Origin of the sequence: Rhizobium sp. NPDC090279, from assembly GCF_044769665.1 — a bacterium.
In the GTDB taxonomy this organism is placed as follows: Bacteria; Pseudomonadota; Alphaproteobacteria; order Rhizobiales; family Rhizobiaceae; genus Rhizobium.
Genome location: NZ_JBIVYI010000007.1, coordinates 307,856 through 331,678 on the forward strand (window position 1 = coordinate 307,856; position 23,823 = coordinate 331,678).

The following is a 23,823-nucleotide window of genomic DNA, read 5'->3' on the forward strand; positions in this document are numbered from 1 at the left end:
GTCCGCGACGATCTCCCCGACGCCTTCAGCGGACAAGTTGGCGCGACGATATGCAACTTCACAGCATTGTGCAATAAAAAATCTTTCTATTGCAAATTTGCATAATTTTGCATAGCGTTTGCGACATGAACGATATTCGCTCCAAACGCATCAGGCAGGCCGATATTGCCGTTGCTGCCGGCGTCTCCGTTTCCACCGTGTCGCGGGTTCTCACCAATGAACCCGGCATCAGCGAGACGATCCGTCAGCATATCTTCAAGGTGGCGAGCGATCTCGGCTATCCGTTGAAGACGGCAGCCGAGGCGACGGCTGGCGGCTTGGCCCTGATTGCCAGCGACAGCGTCACAGGCGGCCTCAGCGTTTTCTACGAAGGCATTCTGGAAGGGCTGCGCGCAGGCGCTGCCGAGCGCGGCATGCGCTTCGACATCCGCCTCGTCCGCGAGGCCCGCACCGAGCCGGACCTGGTGAAGGAATATCTGCAGGCCGCCGGCGCCGAAGGCCTCTTTCTCGTCGGCATCGACCCCTCGGAGGAGCTGTGCCGCTGGCTCGAGACAAGCGGCACGCCGACCGTGCTCGTCAACGGCACCGATCCGAAGCTACGCTTCGACGGTGTTTCGCCCTCCAATTTCTTCGGCGCCTATAACGCAACCCGACGCCTGCTCGACGCCGGCCACCGCCGCATTCTGCATCTGACCGGCTCGCATCGCCAGACGATCCGCGAGCGCATCCGTGGCTTCGAGACTGCTATCGCCTCGGTCGAGGGCGCTCATGGCCGTCTCGTACCCATGAACTTCCGGGGCAGTTCGAGCCACGAGGCCCATGACAGCACCGCCGCGATCCTTGCCGAGGGCGAGGGCTATACCGCCGCCTTTTGCATGAATGATTTCATCGCCGTCGGCGTGCTCGACGCCGTGATCGAGGCCGGCCTGCGCGTTCCGGAGGATTTCTCGATCGTCGGCTTCGACGATTTGCCCTGCGCGCTGATGACCAACCCGCGGCTGGCGACCATGCGCGTCGACCGCGCGGCGCTGGGACGGGAGGCCATCGGCCTGTTGGTCGCGCGCTTCCGCGATCGCGACGCTCCGGCCCGTCAGATTTGCCACGGCGTTCCAGCGATTGCCGGCGGCACCCTTCCACCTGAAACCTGACCCTTCCCCGCAGCGGAAACAATCGAGAGAGCCATGCCGATGATCTACGACCCCGCCAGCACCAATCCGCTTGCCGGCAATCCACTGAAGACCCTGACGGACATGCGCCGCGCGCTGACCGACCTCTTCGATCCGCTGCTGCCCTATTTCTCGGGAGGCAATGCCCGGGTCCGCATCGACGGCGCCGGCGCGCATTTCGACCGTGCGGCTGCCGATCTAGAAGGTTTTGCCCGTCCGCTCTGGGGCCTGGCGCCACTCGGCGCCGGTGGTGGCGACTTCCGCCATTGGGACCGCTTTGCCGAGGGCCTCGCCAATGGCGTCGACCCAAAGCATCCGGAATATTGGGGCGCGATCAACGGCCGCGATCAGCGCATGGTCGAGCTTGCAGCCCTCGGTTTTGCGCTCGCTTTGGTGCCCGAAAAGATCTGGGAGCCGCTCGATCAGCGTGCGCGAGACAATCTCATCGCCTATCTCAAGCACGCCCGCACCTTCGATTATGCCGACAACAACTGGAAATTCTTCCGCATCCTCGTCGATATCGCGCTCGCCCGGCTCGGCGCCTCCTTCGACCGCAGCCTGACCGAAAACTATCTGAACGAACTTGACGGCTTCTATATCGCCGATGGCTGGTACCGCGACGGCGATGTCAGGCGCATCGACCATTACATTCCCTTCGCCATGCACTTCTACGGGCTGATCTATTCCAAGCTCGTCAAGGACGACCGCGCCGAGCGCTACCGTGAGCGCGCAGTGCTCTTCGCCAGGGATTTCCGCCACTGGTTCGCGCCCGATGGCGCCACGATCCCCTTCGGCCGCAGCCTGACCTATCGTTTTGCCTGCGCGGGCTTCTGGTCGGCGCTCGCCTTCGCCGATGTCGAGGCGCTGCCCTGGGGTGAGATCAAGGGGCTTTGCCTGCGGCACCTGCGCTGGTGGGCCGACAAGCCGATCGCCAATCGCGACGGCACGCTGCCGATCGGCTTTGCCTATCCCAACCTGCTGATGTCGGAGAACTACAATTCCGCCGGCTCGCCCTATTGGGCCTTCAAGGCTTTCCTGCCCTTGGCGCTACCTGAGACACATCCATTTTGGACAGCGGAAGAAAAGCCGTCAGAAAATGAGCCGGCTATCGTTCCGCAAAAGCATCCCGGCATGGTCCTGATGCGCAGCAAGGCTGACGTCGTGGCGCTCTCCTCTGGCCAGGAAAACCAGCAGATGCGCTTTGGCGCGGAAAAATACTCGAAATTCGCCTATTCCGCCCGCTACGGCTTCAGCGTCGAAAGCGACGAACGCATCTTTGCCGGCGGCGCCTTCGACAGCACGCTCGCCTTCAGCGATGACGGCCTGCACTACCGCGTCCGCGAGACCAATGAAGAGGCAAAGCTCGCCGGCAATACCCTCTATGCCAAATGGTCGCCCTATCCCGACGTGAATGTGGAGACATGGCTCATCCCCGCCTCACCCTGGCATGTCCGCCTGCACAAGATCACCACGCCGCGTCCGCTGCAGACAGCCGAAGGCGGCTTTGCCATCGCGCGGCGTGATTTCGAGGCCGACACGCTCTCTTCCAAAACCGGTGCCGCCTATGCGATCGGCGAGGAGGATTTCAGCGGCATCCTTGATCTCGGCTCGACGATCGCACGCGAGGGCATCGCACAGAAGGCGCCGCCGAACACCAACCTCATCGTCTCGAAGACCCTGGTGCCGCAGCTACGTGGCACCATTCCCGTAGGCGAGACCATGCTCGTCTCCGCCGTGCTTGCGGAGAAGGACCCCACAGCCGTCGATCATGCCTGGAGCACGCCGCCTGTCCGACCCGATATCGATGCCCTGCGCGCTCTCGTGAAAGACAGAGGCATTACAGTCAGCGCCATAGAAGCGCCCGGTCGCCTGCCATGAGGCAATTCCTCTCGGGCCGCCCGGCCATCGCCTTTGCCATGCAGCCATCACGCACGCAGCATGTTTTGCCGGAGGCGCTCATTCAGCGCCTCGATACCATCGGCCGCGTGCTGGATGCCGCACCGATGCAGCGCTTCGATGACGAGCGCGCCGGCAAGTTGCTCGGCGAAACCGAAATCCTGGTCACCGGCTGGGGTTCGCCGACGATCGACGCAGCCGCACTGGCGCAAGCACCGCATCTGAAGCTGGTGGTCCACGCCGCCGGCACGGTGAAGGGCCTGCTCGGGGATAGCTTGTTCGATCGCGGTATCCTGGTCAGTCATGCCGCCCAGGCCAATGCCCTGCCGGTCGCTGAATTCACGCTTGCCGCCATTATCTTCGCCGGCAAGAAGGTCTTCCGGTTCCGCGATTTCTACGTCGCCGACCGCAGCCGCAAACGAACCGTGCCGATGCAGGCCGAAGCCATCGGCAATTACGGCCGCACCATCGGCATCATCGGTGCCTCGCGCATCGGAAGGCGGGTGATCGAGCTGCTTTCGCCCTTCAACTACCGTATCCTACTCTACGACCCCATGGTCGGCGAGGCCGAGGCCGCGACGCTGGGCGTGGAGAAAACCGAGCTGGACGCCTTGATGGCATCGGCCGACATCGTCTCGCTGCATGCACCTTCCCTGCCCGTCACGCGGCATATGATCGACGCCCGTCGCCTCTCGCTGATGAAGGACGGAGCAACCTTCATCAATACGGCGCGCGGTGCGCTGGTTGATGAGACAGCGCTGCTCTCCGCGCTGAAAACAGGCCGCATCGACGCGATCATCGACGTCACCGATCCCGAAATTCCGGAGGCGGCATCGGCCTTCTATGACTTGCCGAATATCTTTCTGACGCCGCATATCGCCGGCGCCGCCGGGCTCGAACGGACCCGCCTCGGCGAAATGGCGGTCGACGAAGCCCTCCGCTTCATCGAGGGCAGGCCGCTGCTCTACGAGATCCGCCGCGAGGACATGGCGCGCATGGCATGATGCGACGCAGCAAATCCACGAAAACACCCTGAAATCGCCCCATTTCGGCACAGGCGAAAAACCGGTTTTTAATCATTCCGCGCTAGCAATCTCGTGAGCGCATGACCCCTAAAACTTCGGTTTCGAATTTTTGGAAGGGATCATGCATCAACAGGTTGTTGCTGCGTCCTTTGCGCATCTTCAAGACGCGCGGCGCGGCAATGAAGAGGTTCTAGTCATGCGTACCCGCGTCCTTTCCATTCTGGCCGTAATGCTGCTCGGCGTGCTGGCGGGCTGTGCCACAGCGCCGTCGCGTACCCGCAACATCTGCGCGATCTTCGATCAGCGCGATGGCTGGTTCAACAATTGGCAACGGGCGGCGGAGCGCACAGAGCGCAAATACGGCGTGCCGGTGCCGATCCTGATGGCGACGATCTATACCGAATCCGGCTTCCGGCCCCGCGCTCGTCCACCGAGGCGCTATTTGCTCGGCTTCATTCCCTGGAAGCGCCCGACGACCGCCTATGGCTATTCGCAGGCGCTCGACGGCACCTGGGACAAATACAAGCGCGAGACAGGCAACTGGACGGCAAGCCGCACCAATTTCTCCGACGCCATCGACTTCGTCGGCTGGTATCACTACCAGACGCACCTGCAGACGGGGGTTGCCCTGAATAATTCCTACGACCTCTATCTCGCCTATTACTCAGGCCCCAAGGGTTATCTGCAGGGAACGTGGCGCGGCAATTCGACCGCTCTTGCCGGTGCCAGGCGCTTCAACGGCATGACACGAATTTACGCGCAACAGCTTCCGAGCTGCAACTAATTGCGACAACGGTTTCAATGAGCACGGAAGGCCACGGCCTCAGGGCCGCGGCTCCAGCAGATTGAGACCATCATCTTTACCCCAGATATCGGCAATCGATACCTGCTGCCCGGTGCGGCTGCTCTGCAATGCTGCGATCCCACAGAGAACCGACATCGCACCTGCCCGCGAGCCGGCGCGCTGCTTAAGCTCGTCATTCGGGCCGGAACGCAGCAGCATGTTGCGCAGCCGGTCGTCGCCGCCATAGTGCCCGCCGGACGAATGCGGCACCCAGATACGCTCGACATCGCCGAAATTCTTCATCACGACGATCTCGTCGGCGGGGGGCGTCGTCCAGTTCTGCTTCTCGTATTGGCGCAGCTCGATGCGGCCCTTGTGGCCGTTGAAGGCGATGTGGTGGCCTTCGATCGGCATATAGGTATTCAGCGAATAGGAGACATTGACGCCGCTGCGATAGCGGATGGAAGCAACCATCGTATCCGGAATATCGATATCCTCGCGGAAGACGCAGGCATCGCGCACGTAGCCGTCAACGGTCGACGGCTCTTCATAGAGGCTTTCGAGCAGCGGCGTCGCGCTGATATCGAGATAGTAGTCACACTCGTCCTTGTACCGACAGTGACGACAGCGCTCGCCGCGGAACGGACCCTTGCGGCCGTAATGCTTCAGGTCGGCAAAGGCTGCGACCGTTTTCGGATCAGAATCCAGATACCAGTTCAAGAGGTCGAAATGGTGCGTCGCCTTGTGAACGAAGAGACTGCCCGAGTTTTCCGTGAAGGCGTGCCAACGGCGGAAGTAATCGGCTCCGTGGCTGGTATCGAGATACCAGTGAAAATCGACTGACGTCACATCGCCGATGACGCCGGAATTGATCAGCTCCTTGATCTTCGCCGCCGTCGGCGCGAAGCGGTAATTGAAGGAAATATCCAGCCGTTTGCCGGTGCGCGCCTCGGCATTGAGGATGCGCTTGATCTTGTCGACGGTCGTCGTCATCGGCTTTTCGCTGATGACGTTGGCGCCGGATTCCATCGCCTTGACGATCAGATCGTCATGGGTGGAATCGCGCGTGCAGACGATGACCAGATCCGGCTTCTCCACCCGCAACAGCTCATCGAAATCGGTGTAAACCGGCACGGATGCGCCGATATACTCAAGCGCCCGCCTGGCGCGCATGGCATTGAGGTCGCAGACCGCGACGAGCTCGACCTCGTTGTTCCAGCGCTCTACCAGATCCTTACCCCACATGGTCGCGCCGCGATTGCCGGTACCGACCAGAACGTAACGCTTCTTCGATGACGACTGCATGTCTCTTCCTCCGGAGTCTGCAAACAGCGATGATGAGGCCTTGGTGGCCTGAATTCATTTCGGCGGTAGACCCCTCTCCCCACTCGCGGGGAGAGGGGCCTTGCTTGAGAGGACTGAAAGCTCTCGCGACGCAGACCGAAATCCTACGCTGGCGACCTCTCCATCGCCGCCCAATCCGGCTCGACCGATGAACCCAAGCCGACAGCATTGATGACCGAGCCAATAGCAAGTTGCCCGCCCTCGATCCGCAGCCGCGTCCGGCCGTTACTGACGCGATAGAGATCGGGATGCGCCCCGGCAAAGGCGGCCTGCTCCGCCTCCGGCGCGCCGGCCATGCCGTCGACATAATGATGGCCGTTGCGCTCGATATGCGTCATTCCGATCAGGGAGGCGAGCGCCAGGTCCTGCTGCACGGCAAGACCGCCCTGCGTCGTCAGATCCTCCGCCGACATGAAATAGGATGTGCCATCCTCCGCACTCCATTTGGCGACGCGCGCCCGGTTCAATAGCGAGCGATAGAAACCCTTGCAGGATTTCGAGGAGATGCCGGTATAGCCGAGCCCTCTGGCGGTCACAAAAGCATCGATATCGGCGTCGGATTCGTCGATCTCCACCGGCTTGAAGGCGGCAAGCGCTTTCACCGGCTTCTCGAAGGCATGGGCGCGGGCGATCGGCTGCTCGACGAACAGGATCGAGGAAGCAAACCGCGCGAGCCTCGGCTCCTCCTTCACGCGGGCGAGCAGATCGGCGACGGCTTCGGCGGACGAAAACTGCTCGTTGCCGTCAAGCGTCACCGAGTAGTTAGGCACCTTGGCGTCGATGACGGCAGCGACGCGGCAAAGCCGGTCGATATCGGCATCCGGCGCACCGGAAACCTTGACCTTGAAGAAGGTCAGGCCGTAGGCGTCGATCGCCCCCTCGAAACTTTCCGGCAGCCCGTCGTTCAGACCCTCGCCTGCCGGAATATCGCCTGACACGATGGCGTCGACCAGACCGACGGTATGGCGCGCGGCAAGGCTCGCCGCCGGCTTCAAGGTCGCGAGGAAACCGGAGAGGTCGAAGCCCGAAAGATCGCGCGCCGTGGAGGCGTCGATACCTGGGCGGTTCGCCTTGATCGACTGCGCAACGGTCAACCCTTCCAGCCGGCACAGAGCGTCGAGGATCGCCCGGTTGGCGAGCGCGAGGCCGAAGGAGGCGACCAGGCCGTTCAGCTTTTCAGCCGCCGCTCGGGCATGATGCGAGGCCTCGACACCCGCATGCAGCCCGAAAGCCGTCCCCGACCCCACACTCCCAAGCGCGTCAAGCGCCAGCGCGAGCGAGCGGCGCAGCTGGTTTTCATTGTCGGCATTCGAAAGCTCGGGCGACTTGTCGAACCATTTCGGCACCATCAGCTCGGCCGCCATCCCCCGCGCAGAGCGACCTTGCCCATCCTCGGTGCGTACGCGCAGAAAAATCTGCCGCGCCTCGCGCAAGGTCGCCGCACCAAAACGGAAGGGAAGCCGCAGCCTGACCGGGCGCTCGAACGCCTCTGCCTCGACAAGCCTGATGTTCAATGGATCGGTCATGATGTTAGGCAGCTCCCGTGATGGTCAGGCAAGTCGGTTGGCATGGGGGCCATTCGTTCGTTGCGGAAACGGTTCTTGAAATCTCCAGCCACGTCGCATTGCAGCCAGCACGCTTCACGATTTTCCTCCATGCCCGATTCCCTCCAGAATCAGGAAAAGCAAATGCTTGCTCATCCAAGCAATGTAACCATATGGTTACAAGATCGCGCGATTACTGTGACCCTGTCAATCACCTTTTGAAATTTTGTCGAAAGTGCCGCAACCCACGCATTTCAGGACTGGTTAGGTGCGGATCGAAGCAAGCGTGACGGCAACGATGTGTTCGCCCCAGGCATTCAGCTGATCCGGCGCTGTCAGCTTGCGCGCAAAAATCGTGGACAGCGTGTGACGGTTCGACAGATAGAAGAAGCCAAGCGCGGCGATCGTCAAGTAGACGGATATGGGATCGACCGCCGGCCGGAAAATGCCCATCGCCTCCCCGCGGCGTAGCACATCCGCAAGCTCGTCGATCAGATGCGAATGCATGGCCGAGACTTTTTCCGATCGCTGCAGATAATGCGCATGATGCAGGTTTTCGGTGGCAAGCAGGCTTAGAAACTCCGGATGCGCGAGGAAATGCCGCCAGGTGAACAAGGCGAGTTCCCGCATCCCCTCCTCGGGATGGCGGCGCGCCAGATCAAGCTGCTTTTCCGCGTTGCGGATCGTCGCGTAGGTCGCTTCCAGCACGGCGAGATAGAGCCCCTCCTTGTCGCCGAAATAGTGATAGAGCATCCGCTTGTTGGTCTGCGCCCGCGCCGCGATCGCATCCACACGGGCGCCGCCGAAACCATGCGCGGCAAATTCCTCCGTCGCCGCGTCCAGAATCGTCGCATGGGTGCGTTGCGGATTGCGCGACACCTTCTTCGATCGTTTCTTTGCGGTCTTGTCGGCATCCCCTTCCGCTGCATTTTCAGTCTGTTGCCTCGCCCTGCCCGCCATGGACGATCTCCTTCCCGGTCGGTGCCTCTGCGATGGATGCCGCCGGCTCCCGCATGCCCCGTTTTGATTGCAATGCGATTGGCGCTTGACAGCGGTCGCGTTTCTATCCAACTTGTAACCAAATAGTTATATCATGCAAAGCAGTTCGTAAATCATCGGTTCGCTGGGGAGGAGACCAGGATGACGTTGACGATCGACCGCCGGCAGTTGCTTGCCGGCATGGCAGCCACGCTGGCTTTCAGCACTATAGGACTTTCCCGCGCCAATGCGGCAACCGCGATGCGCCTTCTTTGGTGGGGATCGAAGGAGCGGAGCGACCGCACGTTTGCGGCGGTAAAGGCCTATCAGGCCAAGAATGCCGATGTCACCATCGCCGGCGAATCATTCGGCTGGGACAGCTACTGGACGCGGCTCGCCACCCAGACCGGCGGCGGCAACGCCCCCGATCTCATCCAGATGGATTATCGCTACATCTTCGAATATGCCCGCCGCGGCGCGCTGCTCGATATGACGCCCTATCTCGGCAAAAGCCTCAAGATCGAGGATTTCGGTACCGCCAACATCGATTCCGGCAAGGTCGACAACAAGATCTACGGCGTCAGCCTCGGCGTGAATTCCTTCATGGTCGTCGTCAACTCGGCCGCGTGGACTGAGGCCGGTGTCGAGCCGCCGCATGACGCCATGAACTGGGAGCAGGTCGGCGATGCCTGCGCCAAGCTGACGGCAGCCAAGAAGCGGCGCGGCTTCTACGGCATGGCAGATGCAAGCGGCGGGGAGCCGGCGCTGGAATGCTGGCTGCGCCAGCGCGGCAAGGCGCTCTATACGACGGATGGCAAGCTAGCCTTCGAAGCCAAGGACGCGACCGAGTGGTTCGATCTGTGGGGCCATATGCGCAAGATCGGCGCCTGCGTGCCGGCCGACGTCCAGGCGCTCGACCAGCAGACCCTTGAAACCGACATGCTCGTCACCAAGAAGGCAGCGATGAGCTTCGCCCACTCCAACCAGTTCGTGGCCATTCAGGGTCTGAGCAAGGAAAAGCTCGAAATCGTCTCCTATCCGGTCGCAGGTGCGGACAGCAAACCCGGCCAGTATCTGAAACCGTCCATGCTGATGTCGGTTTCGGCAACATCTGCGAACAAGGATGCCGCCGTCGCCTTCGTCAATTATCTGGTGGAAGATCCGGAGGGCACCAAGACGCTTGGTCTCGAGCGCGGCGTCCCCGCCTCCCCGAAAATCCGCGATCTTCTGACCCCGGATCTGGATGCTGTCAGCAAGCAGGTCGTTGATTATATCGGCCGATTGACGCCGCATGTCGGCGCATTGCCGCCATCTCCGCCGAACGGCGCCGGCGAGAATTCATTCCTGCTGAAGAAGATCGCCGAAGAAGTGGCTTTTGGTAAAACCAGCCCGCAGGACGCTGGCACCAAGTTCACCGAACAGGCAGCAGCAAACATTACGCGAGGCTGATACCGTGGGTACAAACAGCAAGAGCGTAGCCGGCGGCTTGGCCGTCGGTGCGCCCGCGCCGTTGCGCGTGGAAACCACCTATAAGGCGCCGAGCGCGTTTGCGCGCAACGCACCCGGCTACCTCTTCCTCCTGCCCTGGTTCATCGGCTTTTTCGGCCTGACCCTCGGGCCGGCGATCGCCTCGCTCTATCTTTCCTTCACCGACTACAATCTGCTCCAGTCGCCGAACCTCGTCGGCATCGACAACTATGTGCGGATCGCGACGGCGGACGACAAGTTCCTGTCGTCGCTGAAGGTAACGCTGTTCTACGTCGTCTGCTCCGTGCCGCTGAAGCTTGCCTTCGCGCTTCTGGTGGCGCTGCTGCTGAACCGTGGCATCAAGGGCCTGCCGGTCTACCGCGCCATCTTCTACCTGCCGTCGCTGCTCGGCTCCAGCGTTGCCATCGCAGTGCTGTGGCGGCAGATCTTCGATGCCGACGGCATCGTCAACACCCTGCTCTGGTATCTCTTCGGCATCAACGGGCCGAGCTGGATCTCCAATCCGGATTACTCGCTCTACACGCTCGTTATCCTGGCCATCTGGCAGTTCGGCTCGCCGATGATCATCTTCCTCGCCGGCCTCAGGCAGATCCCGACGGATCTTTACGAAGCCGCCAGCCTCGACGGCGCCTCCAAGGCAAGGATCTTCTTCAAGATCACACTGCCGCTTTTGACGCCTGTCATCTTCTTCAACGCCGTGGTCCAGACCATTGACGCCTTCAAGGCCTTCACGCCGGCCTATGTGATTTCCTCCGGCACCGGCGGTCCGATCGATTCGACGCTGTTTTACACGCTCTATCTCTATCAGGAAGCCTTCGGCTATTTCCGCATGGGCTATGCCGCCGCCCTCGCCTGGGTTCTTGTTGTCATCATCGCCATCTTCACCACCTTCTCCTTCCTCTCCGCTCGTTATTGGGTCCACTACGATGACTGATGCGAAACTCACCCATTTTGCCGAGGACATGAAGCCGCCGCGCGAGCGCCCATGGTTCCTGTCCGTTCTCATCCACGTCGCCCTCGTCGCCGCGTCGATCGTGATGCTCTATCCGCTGCTGTGGATGCTTTCCGGCTCGATCAAGGACCAGAACGAGATCTTCGGCACGGCATCGCTGATCCCGTCGCAATTCGACTTCAGCGCCTATGCCCGCGGCTGGTTCGGCGGCCAGGTGACCTTCGGCAAATTCGTCTGGAATTCGGCCGTCATCGCCGTGCTCTCGGTCATCGGCAACGTCATCTCCTGCTCGCTCGCGGCTTACGCTTTCGCCCGGCTGAACTTCTGGGGCAAGAATTTCTGGTTCGCGCTGATGCTCGGCACGCTGATGCTGCCCTATCACGTCACGCTGATCCCGCAATATATCCTCTTCCTGAAGCTTGGCTGGGTGAAGACGATGCTGCCGCTCGTCGTGCCGAAATTTCTCGCGGTCGACGCCTTCTTCATCTTCCTGATGGTGCAGTTCTTCCGCGGCATTCCGCGCGAGCTGGACGAGGCCGCCATGATGGACGGCTGCAGCGCCTGGCGCATCTACTGGCGCATCATGCTGCCGCTGTCGCTTCCCGTTCTTGCGACGGCCGCCATCTTCTCCTTCATCTGGACCTGGGATGATTTCTTCGGGCCGCTGATCTACCTCTCCGACATCAATACCTACACGGTGCAGCTCGGCCTGCGTTCCTTCGTCGACTCCACCGGAAGTTCCGACTGGAGCAGCCTGTTCGCCATGTCGAGCCTGTCGCTGATCCCGGTCTTCCTGATCTTCCTGTTCTTCCAGAGGCTGCTGATCGACGGCATCGCCACCGCAGGCCTCAAACGCTGATTATGAACCCCGCGATCCCGAGCACCCAAGGCTTGGGATCGTAACCAAAGAAACCCATTGAAAGGAATGTCGCATGAGCGCGCTGCGCTTTGCCGCCATCGGCCTCAATCACGATCACATCTACGGCCAGGTCAACGTCATGCTGCGTGCCGGCGCGGAGCTGGTCGCATTCCACGCTATCGAGGATGACCTTGCAGCCGTCTTCGCCGGCCGCTTCCCGCAAGCGAAACGCGTTGCCGACAAGAGTGAAATCCTCGAGGATCGCTCGATTGCTCTTATCGTCAGTGCGGCCATTTCCAGCGAGCGCGCCGCCCTTGCCATCGAGGCCATGCGCCACGGCAAGGACGTGATGCTCGACAAGCCCGGCATGGTGACGCTGGATCAGCTCGCGGACGTGCGCAAAGTGCAGGCCGAGACCAAGCGTATCGTCTCCATCCTCTATTCCGAGCATTTCGAGACGGCATCGACGGTCAAGGCCGGTGAGCTGGTGAAGGCAGGCGCGATCGGCAAGGTCATCCACACGACGGGCCTTGGGCCCCATCGGCTACGCAAGCCGACCCGGCCGGACTGGTTCTTCGACCGCAAGCGCTATGGCGGCATCATCACCGACATCGCCTCGCATCAATGCGAGCAGTTCCTGTTCTTCGCAGATTCTCTCGAAGCCGAGGTACTGTCGGCCACCGTTTCGAACCGCGCCAATCCCGAAACACCTGGCCTGCAGGACTATGGCGATTTCCACCTACGCACGCCTGACGTCACGGGCTATGTCCGCGTCGACTGGTTCACGCCGGATGGTCTTTCCACCTGGGGCGACGGCCGTCTCTTCATTGTCGGCACCGAAGGCACGATCGAGCTGCGCAAATATATCGACGTTGCCGGCCGGCCCGGCACAGATCATCTCTTCCTCACCGATAGCAAGGGTATGCAGCACATCGATTGCACCGGCTTCGATCTGCCCTACGGCCGTCAGCTTGCCGCCGACATCAGAGACCGCACCGAAACGGCGATGGGCCAGGACCATTGCTTCAAGGCGATGGAGCTGGCGCTGAAGGCGCAGGCGCTGGCCGAAGCAACGTCGCTCAACAGCATTCAGAGGTAATCCGCATATGTCCGACGTAAAGAAAGTCGCGATCATCGGCCTCGGCATCGGCCGCTCCCACATTACCGAAGGCTATCTGCCGCACTCCGATCGCTACGAAGTTGCCGTCCTTTGCGATCTCAACGAGGAGCGCCTGAATGCGGTCGGCGACGAATTCGGCATCGAAAAGCGCGTCAGGGATTTCTCCGAAGTCCTCGACATGCCCGATATCGACATCATCGACATCTGCACGCCGCCCGGCTCGCATTTCCAGCTCATCATGCAGGCGCTATCAGCCGGCAAGCATGTGGTCTGCGAAAAGCCGCTTGTGGGATCGCTCGCCGACGTCGACGCCGTCATCGCCGCCGAGAAGACATCGAAGGGCCGGCTGATGCCGATCTTCCAGTATCGCTACGGCGACGGCATCCAGAAGGCCAAGCGCATTGTCGACGCCGGCATCGCCGGCAAGGCCTATGTCGCTACGTCGGAGACCCATTGGGTGCGCGGCGCCGATTACTACGCCGTTCCCTGGCGCGGTAAATGGGAGACCGAGCTCGGCGGCGTGCTGATGACGCATTCGATCCATCTGCACGACATGCTGACCTATCTGATGGGGCCGATCGCAGGTCTCTTCGGCCGCGTGGCCACCCGCGTCAACGATATCGAAGTCGAGGATTGCGCCAGCGCCAGCCTGCTGATGGAAAACGGCGCGCTCGCCACCATCAGCGCCACGCTAGGCTCGCAGGAGCAGATCAGCCGCCTGCGTCTCGTGTTCGAGAACGTCCTGATCGAGAGCAATCACGAGCCCTACAGCCCCGGCTCGGACCCCTGGAAGATCATTCCCGCCAATGACGAGGTCGCCGCGAAGATCGATGCGCTACTCGCCGACTGGACGCCGATCCCGATCCGCTTCAACACGCAGATGAAGCTGTTCCATGAAGCATTGGTCTCCGGCGGACCGCTGCCGGTGACGACAGCCGATGCGCGCCAGGCGCTGGAGCTGGTGACGGCCTTCTATGAATCATCAGAAACGCGCACCGAAGTCCGCTTTCCTGTCGGGCCGGAAAGCGCGAAGTATAAGAGCTGGAGGCCGGTATGAACGTTGCCCCGGTAGCCATCAGGACGAACAAGGAGCAAGCACCCATGGCGACAAGCGTCTCGCTGCAGAAGGTTATCAAGCGCTACGGCGAACTCCAGGTCGTCCACGGCATCGATCTTGAGATCGAACCGGGGGAATTTACTGTCTTCGTCGGCCCGTCCGGCTGCGGCAAGTCCACGCTTCTGCGCATGATCGCCGGGCTGGAGCCGATTTCCGGCGGCGGCCTCTATCTCGACGGCAGCCGCATGAACGATGTCCCCGCCTCCAAGCGCGGCATCGCCATGGTCTTCCAGTCCTATGCGCTCTACCCGCATATGTCTGTTTACAAAAACCTCGCCTTCGGCCTCGAAACCGCGGGCATGAAGAAGCACGAGATCCAGCCCCGCGTCGAAAAGGCGGCCGAGGTCCTGCAGATCACCCAGCTGCTGCAGCGCAAGCCGAAGCAGCTTTCGGGCGGCCAGCGCCAGCGCGTCGCCATCGGCCGCGCCATCGTGCGCGAGCCGAATATCTTCCTGTTCGACGAGCCGCTTTCGAACCTCGATGCCGAGCTGCGCGTGCAGATGCGCGTCGAGATAGCCCGGCTGCACCAGCGGCTCGGCAACACCATGATCTACGTCACCCACGACCAGACCGAAGCCATGACCATGGCCGACAAGATCGTCGTGCTCAACGGCGGCAAGATCGAGCAGGTCGGCGCTCCCCTCGATCTTTACAACAAACCGAAGAACAAGTTCGTCGCCGGCTTCATCGGCTCGCCGAAAATGAACTTCCTCGACGCGAAGATCGTCGCCTCCGACGATGGTTCTGCCGTCATCGATCTCGCCGGCCAGACGGTTCGCCTGCCGCGCCGGCTGGGCGGCCTCCAGCCGGGTCAGCCCGTTACCCTTGGCGCTCGCCCAGAACATCTGAACGTCGGCGATCGTGGCGTCGGGCTCGGCAATGCCCGCGTCGATCTCGTCGAGCACCTCGGCGGCCAGACGATCCTCTACGTCACGCTGCATGGCGGTCAGGCACTGACGGTCGCGCTGGAAGATCAGCAGAGCATCCGCGCTGGCGAAACGGTCAGCATCCATATCGACCCCGAGCGCTGCCATCTGTTTGGCCCGGACGGTGTAACGCTATAATCGAAGCATGCTGCGGATCGATCAAACCTCGACGATACGCCGGCTGCCGATGGAACGGATCTGGCCGGATGGAATGACATCGGCCGGAACGCCCTCCCGTCGGTACAGCCGAAGCCGTCTGTTGCCCGGCGCAAGATGAAACCAGTCATCGTCAGCCCGATAGGCTTCCAGATCGATCTGTACCGATTGCGCCAGCCGGTCGGTGCTAAGATCAAGGAACCAATCCTCGCCGTCTTGAACGACCGATGCGGTGATCTCGGCATCGTGAAACGCCTTGGTCCGGCCAAGCGGGAAATAAAAGGCCTGAGCGATGACAGCACCGGTTGCCGACGCCGTCAGGCGCGCGACCGTGACGTCATGCGACGGCGGTCCGAAACGGAAGGCATAGGTCGTGTCGAAGAAGGCACCGAAAAGTTCAGTGCAGGCTATCTTTTGCCTGCCGCGAGCCTCGAGCGCCAGATCGCGGCCACCACCGACGACGATCTGGCGGCCATCGCGCAGGCAGGAGACCTCGGCGGTCAGATCGAGCGCCGCAGCGCTCTCGTTGATGACATGCACGTCGAGACCGTTGGTGCCCTCGTCCATCAGCAGCACCTGCACCGGCCGGAAGGCGCGGCGCAGCCCATACCAGACCGGCTTCGGCTCGCCGGTCGAATCGATCACACCCCAGCCGGCACCGGGAAGCAGGTCCTGCAGCGTCCAGACGAGCGCGCCGTTGCAGCCGGAACCAAGCCGCCGCCACTCGGCATACGTCTCCTCGGCCACTTCGCCGGTCACGGCGCGCGAGAGGTTGAGATAGAGATCGGGGTCCTCCCGCCGCAGCCGGTTGGGCTCGAAGCCGTAGAGTTCCTGAAGATAATGATCGCGCACGTCCTCGAAATCCCAGGACGCGCCGCGATCGCGCGGCACGCGCTCTTTCCATAGTGGGCTATGGACTGCCGAGACCGGCAGATGCTGGCCGAGCGTCCGGGCTTGCGGCACAAGCGCGAAGGCCAGGCTCTCGGCGGCGAAGCGGACCTCGGCGCGGCGCGCATCGGCAAGCGGCCGCATATAGGCGCCGACGCCATAATAATGCGTGACGCCGGCATTCGGCGAAAACGGCATGGCACCGCCGGAGGGCGAATTGACCACGTAGGGCACGTCAGGCCGCAGCGATTGCACCAGCAGCGGGATGATCTCCTCGACAACAGGGCTTTTCCAGAACTGTTCCGGCAGGCCCATCATCGCGGCTTGCTGATGGATCTCGCTGCCGCCGCAAAGGACCGCCAGCGAAGGCGAGAGACGCGTGCGGCTCAGAAGCTGTGAAACCTCCGCCTGGATATGGGCATTGAAGGCCTTGTCGTTCTTCGGATAGTCGAAATTGGCAAACATGAAATCCTGCCAGACCAGCAGGCCGAGTTCATCGCAGAGGCGGAAGAAATCCGGCGTCTCATAGGCCATGGTGCCGCCGATGCGGATCATGTTCATGCCGGCCTCGGCGGCCAGCCGCAGCCAGCTCTGGTAATCATCGCGACCGCCGGGCAGGCGCACGATATCCGCCGTGGTCCACACGGCACCTCGGCAGAAAATCCGCTCGCCGTTGACGATCAAAGCGAAATCCTGGCCATCGGCACCGCGATCGACCGACAGCCGGCGAAAGCCGGTCTGCCCGCGGCTATGCTCGACGCCATCGACGACGAGCGTAACATCATGAAGCTGCGGCGCGCCATGCGTATGCGGCCACCAGGGAGCCACATCTGGAATTTTCAGGATTGCGGTATAGCGCCCAGCACCATCTTTTTCGAAGGCCTGCTCCGCCTCCCCGCACCGCAAAAGCAGCTCGTTGAGATCGCCCTCGATCGAAAGCGAGGCATAAAGCCTGCCTTCGCCATTCTCGAGCAGATCCGGCCGCAGCGAGAGATCACGAATAACGGGCGCGCCCGGTCGCAGCAGCGAAATCGGCCGCCATGGACCGACGGCCTGAACCTCGGGGCACCAGCCGGGCATATGGCCGAGCAACGTCGTGCGCACCATCCGCAGACCCTGCGGCGTGATCATCTGCGGCCGCCAGCGCGCACGAGGCCCAGGCTCGGAGAGCCTAGGCTCCAGCGCACGGAAGCAGAGCGCCAGCTCGTCGCCGCCTTGCAGGGTGACGTCGACATCATGGGCCTCGAACATGCTTTCGGAGATGAGGATTTTCTGGCCATTGAGGAAAACTTCGCACAGCGTCGCCAGCCCCTCGAGCCGCAAAACCGCCTCGCCGGCCTCGGCATCCACCAGACGGCAGATGTACCAGGCATCGCGGTCGTGAAGCGGCTGGGGCCTTGACCGGTCGAAGCGCCCGGCCTTTTCCAGGGCCTCCGCCACCGTGCCCGGTACGGCCGCCGGGATGAAGCCTGACGCCAGCGGCACATCGGAAGGCGAGATGCAGGTGCCTGCATCCGTCAATACCAGATTCCAACCTTCGCTCAGCCGCATTCCACCGCCGAGATCCGCCAAGCGCCCGCCCATGACACCTTTCCGGGGAATGTCCCCCGCCCCAATATGTTCAGAAATAACCCAGCCGTATCGCGTTCGGACGGAAGCCGGTCAAAGCTTCCGTTCGAGCGTTTCCATCATGGCATCCCACGCATCGGCGGCCGGATCAAGCGCTGTGCGCAGTGGTTCGAATTTCTTGCGCGTGATGGCGCGAGCAAGCTGGAACTGCACCGACTTCGCCGTCTCGGAAATTTTCCGCGCCTCGCTGGCCGCATCGGACGTTTCAGCCGAGAGCCAGTCGAAGTGACTGCCGGCAAGCTCGAAATTGGCGCCGAGCTGACGCAACGTGTTGAAGGCGTATTTGTGGAAGAAGCCGAAAGGTCGTTCGGCGATCGCCTCCACTTGTGCGGGGAAGACTTCGGCGAAGGCGCGGACCGGATTGGTCTGTGGCCGACGGCGGAAATGGAAGGACAGGAGCTGCCGCGCCGTCTGACGGATCGCGGCTTCGGCCGGCGCCTTCTCGGGGAATTTCGCAAATTCCGTGTAGGGCAGGAAGGGCAGGTCTTCATCCGTGAGATGCAGCTGGAAAAGCCCGTCGAAATCCTCGCCGGACAGCTGGAAGAAGCCGCCATTGTGGAAGTAATCGAGCGTGCGGCCGTCCATGTCGAGCCGGTTGATCGCCACCGTGGTCTTGCCGTGTTCGCGGCGATAGCCGACGCCCTGCGTATCCGGCATGAAGAAGGAGTCCATCTCCACCAGGCAGAGCCGACCGCGGCCGATCTGCTCGGCGACATGATTCTGCACCTTGTCGTAGATTGCAAGCTCGGTGCAGCGCACGCTGTAGAGCGCTTCGAGATCTTCGAGCGGCACCTTGAAGAAGGTGAATTGATCGCCCTCGAAATCCTGTGTCAGCGTGAAGCCGAGCATGGCTTCCGGCGGCAGCTTCAGGCTCGAAAGCACTTCGATCCAGAGATCGATGTAGCAGTTGGTCTCGGGCCACATGCGTTCGCTGTCGTGCAACGCATGTGGCTTGTAGGCGGCGGGTTCCAGCCCCTGAAAGACGACAGCCATGGAAGGCTCAGCCCCACAGCGCCTTGCGCACGCTCTCGGGCCATTCCCTGACGTCGAGACCGTGGGTGTGGAACAGCGCCAGCGCAATGCGCTCCAGGCCAAAGCCGACGCAGGCCGTGTGAACGACGCTGCCATCGGCAAAGTTCAGGCCCCACTTCGTGCCGAAGGCATCCTGGTGGTAGTTGAAGCTCATGCAGGCTGTGGGATTGGCGGTCGAGGTGATCGGGATCAGCAGCTCGAACTTCAGGTTCTGGTCGCGCTGATTGTTGGCAAGCATCTTGCCGGCGCGGCCGAAGAACGGGTCGTTGGCGACGTCGATGGTCACGTCGAGGCCGACGGCCTTCATCATCTCGACACCGCGATCCATCCAGCTCTGGCGGAAATCGGTCACATGCTTTTCGCTGCCCATGCAGACATATTCGCGCATGCGGAACAGCTGCTGGCGGGCCGGGTCCTTGGAAGGTTCGTGGCGGAAGCAGTAGGACTGCAGGTCGAAGAGCGCGCCGTCTTCCGGAATGGCGCCGCGCTTGGCAACCGTCGGATAGAGCGGATAGCAGGCCGCCGGCGTCAGCACGATATCGGTCGCCTGCTGGTCTTTCGTCCAGTCGTCGCCGACTTCCATGCATTTCAACAGGCTCATATGGTCGAGCTCGTTGCCGCAGAAGCTGTGTACGGTGCCGGCAAGCTGCGGGAAGCTCTTCATGTAGCCGCTGATTTCGAAGAAGGCGCGGTTCATGCCGGGCGGAAAGCGGATGGCTTCGGCCCCATCGGCGCCGCCGAACGTGTCGATCAGACGCTCGAAGGCGGAAATGACGTCTTCGAACTGGCCGCTGCGGCCATAGAGGCCATCAACGCCGGTGTCGATCAACAGGCCGGAATCGAAAAGACGGTCGAGAAACGATGTTTGCATATCCATGACGATTACCCCAACAGGCTGGAATCTTGTTTGTGGACGAGCAGCATGGTCGACGTATTGCCGAGAATGCGGTCATTCGAGATCATCAATTGCGCCGAGTGCGCGTCGCGCAGGTGGCGGCCGAGGCTGTAGGGCGTACCGTTCTTGTAGCCCATGATGCCGCAGATCAGCATCGCATGGTTGATGATCGGCAGGATCATCTCCGACGACGCGATCTTGACGTTGTTCATCGCCACGGCAAAGGCCATCGACGACAGGCGGTCCGCGTCGAGCTTCGCCTCTTCATAGGCCTTCAACCCGGCGACGACGTTGGACTTGACCATCTGCAGCATGCTGGAGGCCTCGGCCAGACGCAGCGCGCCGGGCGGCGGCGCACCGGGAGACTTGCGGGCGGCGGCACGCACGAAGGCCTGCGCGCGGGAAACCGCGTCGGCGGCAATGCCGTACCACACGCCGCTCCACAGCAGGTGCGAACTTGCCAGCATCGATTGCGCGGCAATCTCGGCAAACGGCTTCGGCAGGATCTGCTTGGCCGGAGCCTCACCCTTGAAGAGGAAGCCGTCTGAGCAGGTGCCGCGCATGCCGAGTGTATCCCACTCGACCGTACGCTTGATGTCGTACTGATCCCTAAGGAAGCAGGTCAGCACCTGATCGGAGGAGGCCGCCTCGGCATGGCTGCGCGAGGTGATCAGAATGGCGTCGGCATGGGCGCCGTAGGAGATGACGGTCGCATCCTTCTCGAGGGTGCAGGTGTCGCCTTCGACCTTGATGGCGCAGATGCTGTTGCGCAGGTTGCCGCCGATCCCGCCTTCGGTCGTCGCCGAGGCGAGAAGCAGCTGTTCCCTGGCGATGCGGCGCATGAACTCGCGATGCCAGTCGCTGTCGGCGCCGTGCTCGACCAGGCTCGAGAGCTTGATCTGATGCATGGCGAAAACCATGGCGCTGGCGGCGCAGGCCTGACCGAGGATCGAGCAAAGCTCGGCGATTTCGGTCATCGACGCGCCTTCGCCGCCGAGATCGGCGGGGATCTGGATGGAAAGCAGCTTTTCGGCGCGCATGGCGTCGACAGCTTCGCGTGGAAACCGGCCCTCAATGTCGACGGCATCGGCGTGTTGGCTGGCGATCGCCGCGACGCGGGCGGCGCGCACCGCCGCTCCCTCGCCCGTCCCAACCTCAAGTAAAGCGACCGCCGCACTCATTACGCGACCTTTCTACTGTCGAGGATCATGCCGACGGTTCTTTCGATCGCGGCGATGCTGGCGAAGGACTTGCGGTTCAGCAGATTGTCCGGGAATTCGATGTCGAAGGCTTCCTCGATGCCAAGCATCAATTGTACGGAAGCGAAAGAAGACAGCCCCGTCGCATAGAGATCAGCGTCATCATCAATCTGATCGATAGCAACGGGAAGGGTGCCGAACTTGGCCAGCAAATCGCGAATCGTCTTGTTCATAGTCTAGTCCCTCCTGGCAATGGCAAGCATAACCGCAGTTACACAATCTTATCGTTCGCCAAGAAGTAACAGGCAAATTAGAACATTCCGCTAAGCGACGTGGTAAATACAAACAACTTATACTTCGTAGAAAATTGCTATATTCGATACTTTTCCCATTGAAATTTACGAAGTGTAAGCCATGTAAGTCGCAGCACCAGAACATACATTAAATATATCTAATATTGAAGCGTGACAATTTTTGGAAGAATGCGATTCGCAAGAAGGTTAACGCGCCAAAATTCACCGCCACGTTTTATTCGAAAAACGCCATCACAATCAGAGCGGCAGTGAAAGTATAGACTTGCGGCAACAGGCTCTAGCCTTCCGGTGGATAGATATGCTCGCCGCCGCGATAGTCCGAAATAGAATAGCAACCTTCGCGCAACTCGCGAACCGAGTTCCGACCGATATCGGCCTTGCCGTAGCCACCTGGGATATCGAGAATATAGGTCGGCTGGCAAAGGCCGGAGATACGGCCGCGCAATGCAGCGACGATTGCCTGTCCCTCGGCGATGGTCAGGCGGAAATGGCTGGTGCCGGGCGCAAGGTCCGGGTGATGCAGATAATAGGGCTTCACCCGCGTTTCGACGAAAGCCTTCATCAGCGCCGCCAGAACGTCCGGATCGTCATTGACGCCCTTCAGAAGAACCGATTGGCTGACGAGCACGATCCCCGCATCGACAAGCCGGGCGCAGGCGGCGCGCGCCTCCTCCGTCAGTTCTCGCGGATGATTGGCATGCAGCGCCACGTATATGGTCTTGCCGCTCGCCTTCAATGCCGCGATCAGCGCCGCATCGACCTTCAAGGGGTCGACGACGGGGATGCGGGTGTGGAAGCGGACGATCTTCACATGGTCGATATCGGCAAGCTGCCTGAGGATTTCTTCGAGCCGCCGCGCAGAAAGCACCAGCGGATCGCCGCCGGTCAGGATGACCTCCCAGATCTCCCTGTGATCGCGGATATAGGCAAAGGCGCCATCCAAGGCATCGCCGTCCAGAGTCCCGAGCCCCTGCGGCCCGACCATTTCGCGCCGGAAGCAGAAGCGGCAATAGACCGGGCAGACATGCACAGCCTTCAGAAGCACGCGATCGGGATAGCGATGCACAATGCCTTCGACCGGGCTATGCGCGTGATCGCCGATCGGATCGGCGCGCTCTTCGGGCGTGACGATCAATTCGGCCGCATCCGGCACGAATTGCCGGGCAATGGGGTCGGAAGGATCGGCGGGATCGATCAAGCGCGCAACGGTCGGGGTCAACGCGACGGCATAGCGCTCCGCGACCGCTTCGAGCGCAACAGCCTGATCGGCCTCAATCAATCCGGCACGCTCAAGCTCGCCGATAGTCCGGATCGGGCGCATCACGTTCATGCGTCATACTCCACGACCGGCGCCCACAGCACCTGCTCGATCCGCGAGGCACCGGTTGCCAACATGACAAGCCGGTCGAAGCCGAGCGCGATGCCGCTCGCTTCGGGCATGACCGCAAGCGCTTCCAGAAACTCCTCGTCCAGCGGATAGGTCTCGCCATAGACACGCAGCTTTTCCGCCATCTCGATCTCGAACCGACGTCGCTGCTCGCCGGCATTGGTGAGCTCGCCGAAGGCATTGGCAAGTTCGACGCCGCAGGCATAAAGCTCGAAACGCTCGGCAACGCGATGGTCGGCTGCAGACGGTCGGGCAAGGGCCGCCTCGGAGACAGGGTACTCGTCGAGAATGGTGGCGCGGCCGAAACCGAGATTGGGTTCGATCTTTTCGACCAGTACCCGGCTGAAGAGATCGGGCCAAAGATCGTCGTCGGCAATGCGAATGCCCGCCCGGCGCATATCCGCCGCCAGACGCTCGCGATCCGTCGACCCATCGAGGCCGATGGAGGCAAAGAGGTCGATGCCGGCATAGCGCTCGAAAGCGGCGGCAACGCTGATGCGGTCGGGCATCAGGAACGGATCTACCTCGGCGCCGCGATAGGTAAGCTTCTTCGCGCCCACCGTTTCCGCCGCCAGCGCCAACAGCGCCGAGCAGTCGGCCATCAGAGCCTCATAGCTTTCGCCGGCGCGATACCATTCGAGCATGGTGAATTCCGGATGGTGCAGCGGCCCGCGCTCGCGATTGCGGTAGACATGGGCAAAGCAGGCTATACGGTCCTCGCCGGCGGCCAGCAGCTTCTTGCAGGCAAATTCCGGCGATGTGTGCAGATAAAGAGGCAATGCCTTGCCGCCGGTCGTCAAAGCTTCGGTCTCGAAGGCGTGCAGATGCGCCTCGTTGCCCGGCGATACCTGCAGCGTTGCCGTATCCACTTCGATGAAGTCGTTGCGCGCGAAGAAACCCCGCAGCGCGGCCTGGATGGCATTGCGGCCGATAAGGAACGGCCGCCGGTCCGCATGGACATTGCGGCTCCACCAGGAGGACGCTTTGCTCGTCTTTGGCTTCATTCCTAGCTTTCTTCCGCGCGCCGACCGCGTTGGGGGTGGCAATTTCCGTTGATTTAGGGTAGTTGCGCCCCCAAGCAAACAAAAGCTGCGTCTCGGAGAGCATTTCACAGTCCCTCTACG

General features: G+C 61.7%; 20 protein-coding genes. 10 read left to right on the forward strand and 10 right to left on the reverse strand.

Going from position 1 to position 23,823, the window contains the following annotated elements:
- Positions 1-125 precede the first annotated feature (125 nt).
- The 4 genes from ACIQWP_RS19550 to ACIQWP_RS19565 all read left to right on the forward strand — a co-directional run bounded on the left by ACIQWP_RS19550 (position 126) and on the right by ACIQWP_RS19565 (position 4,871).
- Positions 126-1,148, forward strand: coding sequence for a LacI family DNA-binding transcriptional regulator (locus tag ACIQWP_RS19550; RefSeq protein ID WP_402790703.1), 1,023 nt, complete (start codon positions 126-128; stop codon positions 1,146-1,148).
- A 39-nt stretch (positions 1,149-1,187) separates the two neighbouring features.
- Positions 1,188-3,044, forward strand: a complete 1,857-nt coding sequence (locus tag ACIQWP_RS19555; protein WP_402791017.1) for a DUF2264 domain-containing protein — start codon at positions 1,188-1,190, stop codon at positions 3,042-3,044.
- The gene (locus ACIQWP_RS19560) at positions 3,041-4,066 is read left to right on the forward strand and encodes a hydroxyacid dehydrogenase (protein WP_402790706.1); all 1,026 of its coding nucleotides are present in this window, start codon (positions 3,041-3,043) and stop codon (positions 4,064-4,066) included. The genes ACIQWP_RS19555 and ACIQWP_RS19560 overlap by 4 nt, the downstream gene beginning before the upstream one ends.
- Before the next feature lie 217 nt (positions 4,067-4,283).
- Positions 4,284-4,871 carry a transglycosylase SLT domain-containing protein gene (locus ACIQWP_RS19565; protein ID WP_402791020.1) on the forward strand — a complete coding sequence of 196 codons (588 nt, stop codon included), beginning with the start codon at positions 4,284-4,286 and terminating at the stop codon, positions 4,869-4,871.
- A gap of 39 nt (positions 4,872-4,910) precedes the next feature.
- Here ACIQWP_RS19565 and ACIQWP_RS19570 read toward each other — a convergent pair whose 3' ends face one another.
- From ACIQWP_RS19570 to ACIQWP_RS19580, 3 genes are all read right to left on the reverse strand, one after another.
- Positions 4,911-6,176 (reverse strand): Gfo/Idh/MocA family protein, encoded by a 1,266-nt coding sequence (locus ACIQWP_RS19570; RefSeq protein ID WP_402790709.1) that lies wholly within the window; start codon positions 6,174-6,176, stop codon positions 4,911-4,913.
- 143 nt (positions 6,177-6,319) lie between these two features.
- Positions 6,320-7,741 (reverse strand): mandelate racemase, encoded by a 1,422-nt coding sequence (locus ACIQWP_RS19575; RefSeq protein ID WP_402790712.1) that lies wholly within the window; start codon positions 7,739-7,741, stop codon positions 6,320-6,322.
- 282 nt (positions 7,742-8,023) lie between these two features.
- Positions 8,024-8,719: a TetR/AcrR family transcriptional regulator gene (locus tag ACIQWP_RS19580; RefSeq protein ID WP_402790715.1), complete on the reverse strand. Its 696-nt coding sequence runs from the start codon at positions 8,717-8,719 to the stop codon at positions 8,024-8,026.
- Between the two features lie 180 nt (positions 8,720-8,899).
- Here ACIQWP_RS19580 and ACIQWP_RS19585 point away from each other — a divergent pair, with 180 nt between their 5' ends.
- The 6 genes from ACIQWP_RS19585 (at position 8,900) to ACIQWP_RS19610 (ending at position 15,337) form a co-directional block, all read left to right on the forward strand.
- Positions 8,900-10,186 carry an ABC transporter substrate-binding protein gene (locus tag ACIQWP_RS19585; protein ID WP_402790718.1) on the forward strand — a complete coding sequence of 429 codons (1,287 nt, stop codon included), beginning with the start codon at positions 8,900-8,902 and terminating at the stop codon, positions 10,184-10,186.
- Positions 10,187-10,223: 37 nt separating this feature from the next.
- Entirely contained in the window at positions 10,224-11,159 is a 936-nt protein-coding gene (locus ACIQWP_RS19590) for a carbohydrate ABC transporter permease (RefSeq protein WP_402791023.1), read from the forward strand.
- 28 nt (positions 11,160-11,187) lie between these two features.
- Positions 11,188-12,036 carry a carbohydrate ABC transporter permease gene (locus tag ACIQWP_RS19595; RefSeq protein ID WP_402791026.1) on the forward strand — a complete coding sequence of 283 codons (849 nt, stop codon included), beginning with the start codon at positions 11,188-11,190 and terminating at the stop codon, positions 12,034-12,036.
- 73 nt (positions 12,037-12,109) lie between these two features.
- Entirely contained in the window at positions 12,110-13,135 is a 1,026-nt protein-coding gene (locus tag ACIQWP_RS19600; RefSeq protein ID WP_402790721.1) for a Gfo/Idh/MocA family protein, read from the forward strand.
- A gap of 7 nt (positions 13,136-13,142) precedes the next feature.
- Positions 13,143-14,213: a Gfo/Idh/MocA family protein gene (locus ACIQWP_RS19605; RefSeq protein ID WP_402790724.1), complete on the forward strand. Its 1,071-nt coding sequence runs from the start codon at positions 13,143-13,145 to the stop codon at positions 14,211-14,213.
- A gap of 44 nt (positions 14,214-14,257) precedes the next feature.
- Positions 14,258-15,337 carry an ABC transporter ATP-binding protein gene (locus tag ACIQWP_RS19610; RefSeq protein WP_402791029.1) on the forward strand — a complete coding sequence of 360 codons (1,080 nt, stop codon included), beginning with the start codon at positions 14,258-14,260 and terminating at the stop codon, positions 15,335-15,337.
- Between the two features lie 21 nt (positions 15,338-15,358).
- On the opposite strand, the gene ACIQWP_RS19615 is transcribed toward ACIQWP_RS19610, so the two are convergent.
- The 7 genes from ACIQWP_RS19615 to epmA all read right to left on the reverse strand — a co-directional run bounded on the left by ACIQWP_RS19615 (position 15,359) and on the right by epmA (position 23,703).
- The gene (locus ACIQWP_RS19615; RefSeq protein WP_402790727.1) at positions 15,359-17,827 is read right to left on the reverse strand and encodes a glycoside hydrolase family 2 protein; all 2,469 of its coding nucleotides are present in this window, start codon (positions 17,825-17,827) and stop codon (positions 15,359-15,361) included.
- Positions 17,828-17,905: 78 nt separating this feature from the next.
- A complete protein-coding gene (locus tag ACIQWP_RS19620; RefSeq protein WP_402790730.1) occupies positions 17,906-18,865 on the reverse strand; it encodes a DUF1839 family protein in 960 nt (319 codons plus the stop codon).
- A gap of 7 nt (positions 18,866-18,872) precedes the next feature.
- Entirely contained in the window at positions 18,873-19,781 is a 909-nt protein-coding gene (locus ACIQWP_RS19625; RefSeq protein ID WP_402790733.1) for an amino acid--[acyl-carrier-protein] ligase, read from the reverse strand.
- A 5-nt stretch (positions 19,782-19,786) separates the two neighbouring features.
- Positions 19,787-20,980 carry an acyl-CoA dehydrogenase family protein gene (locus tag ACIQWP_RS19630; RefSeq protein WP_402790736.1) on the reverse strand — a complete coding sequence of 398 codons (1,194 nt, stop codon included), beginning with the start codon at positions 20,978-20,980 and terminating at the stop codon, positions 19,787-19,789.
- Positions 20,980-21,231 (reverse strand): acyl carrier protein, encoded by a 252-nt coding sequence (locus tag ACIQWP_RS19635; protein ID WP_402790739.1) that lies wholly within the window; start codon positions 21,229-21,231, stop codon positions 20,980-20,982. The genes ACIQWP_RS19630 and ACIQWP_RS19635 overlap by 1 nt, the downstream gene beginning before the upstream one ends.
- Before the next feature lie 358 nt (positions 21,232-21,589).
- The gene (locus ACIQWP_RS19640; protein ID WP_402790742.1) at positions 21,590-22,642 is read right to left on the reverse strand and encodes a lysine-2,3-aminomutase-like protein; all 1,053 of its coding nucleotides are present in this window, start codon (positions 22,640-22,642) and stop codon (positions 21,590-21,592) included.
- Complete coding sequence (gene epmA, locus ACIQWP_RS19645; RefSeq protein WP_402790745.1) at positions 22,639-23,703, reverse strand: EF-P lysine aminoacylase EpmA; 1,065 nt, start codon at positions 23,701-23,703, stop codon at positions 22,639-22,641. The genes ACIQWP_RS19640 and epmA overlap by 4 nt, the downstream gene beginning before the upstream one ends.
- Positions 23,704-23,823 lie beyond the last annotated feature (120 nt).

Bases quoted from the DNA above. Each gene is read 5' to 3' on its own strand.
- ACIQWP_RS19620 (WP_402790730.1), bottom strand. From the start codon at position 18,865: ATGGCTGTCGTCTTTCAGGGGCTGGAACCCGCCGCCTACAAGCCACAT.
- ACIQWP_RS19565 (WP_402791020.1), top strand. From the start codon at position 4,284: ATGCGTACCCGCGTCCTTTCCATTCTGGCCGTAATGCTGCTCGGCGTG.
- ACIQWP_RS19575 (WP_402790712.1), bottom strand. From the start codon at position 7,741: ATGACCGATCCATTGAACATCAGGCTTGTCGAGGCAGAGGCGTTCGAG.
- ACIQWP_RS19625 (WP_402790733.1), bottom strand. From the start codon at position 19,781: ATGGATATGCAAACATCGTTTCTCGACCGTCTTTTCGATTCCGGCCTG.
- ACIQWP_RS19635 (WP_402790739.1), bottom strand. From the start codon at position 21,231: ATGAACAAGACGATTCGCGATTTGCTGGCCAAGTTCGGCACCCTTCCC.
- ACIQWP_RS19630 (WP_402790736.1), bottom strand. From the start codon at position 20,980: ATGAGTGCGGCGGTCGCTTTACTTGAGGTTGGGACGGGCGAGGGAGCG.
- ACIQWP_RS19610 (WP_402791029.1), top strand. From the start codon at position 14,258: ATGGCGACAAGCGTCTCGCTGCAGAAGGTTATCAAGCGCTACGGCGAA.
- ACIQWP_RS19615 (WP_402790727.1), bottom strand. From the start codon at position 17,827: ATGGGCGGGCGCTTGGCGGATCTCGGCGGTGGAATGCGGCTGAGCGAA.
- ACIQWP_RS19605 (WP_402790724.1), top strand. From the start codon at position 13,143: ATGTCCGACGTAAAGAAAGTCGCGATCATCGGCCTCGGCATCGGCCGC.
- ACIQWP_RS19600 (WP_402790721.1), top strand. From the start codon at position 12,110: ATGAGCGCGCTGCGCTTTGCCGCCATCGGCCTCAATCACGATCACATC.
- ACIQWP_RS19555 (WP_402791017.1), top strand. From the start codon at position 1,188: ATGATCTACGACCCCGCCAGCACCAATCCGCTTGCCGGCAATCCACTG.
- ACIQWP_RS19585 (WP_402790718.1), top strand. From the start codon at position 8,900: ATGACGTTGACGATCGACCGCCGGCAGTTGCTTGCCGGCATGGCAGCC.
- ACIQWP_RS19560 (WP_402790706.1), top strand. From the start codon at position 3,041: ATGAGGCAATTCCTCTCGGGCCGCCCGGCCATCGCCTTTGCCATGCAG.
- ACIQWP_RS19580 (WP_402790715.1), bottom strand. From the start codon at position 8,719: ATGGCGGGCAGGGCGAGGCAACAGACTGAAAATGCAGCGGAAGGGGAT.
- ACIQWP_RS19570 (WP_402790709.1), bottom strand. From the start codon at position 6,176: ATGCAGTCGTCATCGAAGAAGCGTTACGTTCTGGTCGGTACCGGCAAT.
- ACIQWP_RS19550 (WP_402790703.1), top strand. From the start codon at position 126: ATGAACGATATTCGCTCCAAACGCATCAGGCAGGCCGATATTGCCGTT.
- ACIQWP_RS19595 (WP_402791026.1), top strand. From the start codon at position 11,188: ATGAAGCCGCCGCGCGAGCGCCCATGGTTCCTGTCCGTTCTCATCCAC.
- epmA (WP_402790745.1), bottom strand. From the start codon at position 23,703: ATGAAGCCAAAGACGAGCAAAGCGTCCTCCTGGTGGAGCCGCAATGTC.
- ACIQWP_RS19640 (WP_402790742.1), bottom strand. From the start codon at position 22,642: ATGAACGTGATGCGCCCGATCCGGACTATCGGCGAGCTTGAGCGTGCC.